The sequence below is a fragment of the Neisseria sp. P0022.S010 genome, from assembly GCF_051956635.1.
Genome location: NZ_JBQCXF010000754.1, coordinates 1 through 928 on the forward strand (window position 1 = coordinate 1; position 928 = coordinate 928).

The 928-nt window shown below is 50.1% G+C and carries 1 protein-coding gene; it reads right to left on the reverse strand.

Annotated elements, in window-relative coordinates; translation table 11 throughout:
- Window positions 1-830: PEP/pyruvate-binding domain-containing protein (locus ACTHUT_RS21180; protein WP_440419773.1), on the reverse strand; the 830-nt coding region annotated here is incomplete at its 3' end.
- Window positions 831-928: the final 98 nt, after the last annotated feature.

Sequence of the window (928 nt, forward strand, 5' to 3'; positions counted from 1 at the left end):
ACAGATTTACCGGCTTCGGCTTTGTCGGTAAAGATCATTTTGATTTGTTTCGAACCCATGGTTTTGCGCAGGATAGCCGGTTTGCCTGCTTTCAAAGTAGGTTTGAATACATAGAATTCGTCAGGGTTGACCGCGCCTTGTACGACGTTTTCGCCCAGGCCGTAAGAAGAGGTAACGAAAACGACTTGGTCGTAACCGGACTCGGTATCGATGGTGAACATCACACCGGACGCGCCGCTGTCGGAGCGCACCATGCGTTGTACGCCTGCGGAAAGGGCAACGATGTCGTGTTCGAAGCCTTTGTGGACACGGTAAGAAATGGCACGGTCGTTGTACAGGGAAGCGAATACATGGCGCATGGCTTCTTTAACGTTTTCCAAGCCGTTGATGTTCAGGAAGGTTTCTTGTTGGCCGGCGAAAGAAGCGTCCGGCAGGTCTTCTGCTGTTGCGGAAGAACGTACGGCAACGGAAATGTCCGCACCGCCGGCATCGGCAACCATTTTGTTCCAAGCTGTTTCGATTTCAGCATCCAGCTGCTCAGGGAACGGAGTATCCAAAATCCATTGACGGATTTCTTTACCCACGCGCGCCAACTCGGCAACGTCTTCAACATCCAGTTGTTTCAGGGCTTCGGAAATACGCTCGCTCAGACCATTGTGAGCCAGGAAAGCGCGATAGGCTTCGGCAGTGGTCGCAAAACCACCGGGAACGCGTACGCCTTTTTCAGTCAGTTGGCTGATCATTTCGCCCAAAGAGGCATTTTTACCGCCCACTCGCTCAACGTCAGTCATACGCAGGTTTTCAAACCAAATAACGTAGTTTTCGGCCATTTGTGTGTCCAATCCAATCCAAAAATGTTAAAAAAGAAACAAATCCGCCTGCTTATTGTAGCCATTCGTTTGATGGCTGTCATGTGTTTTATCTTTTT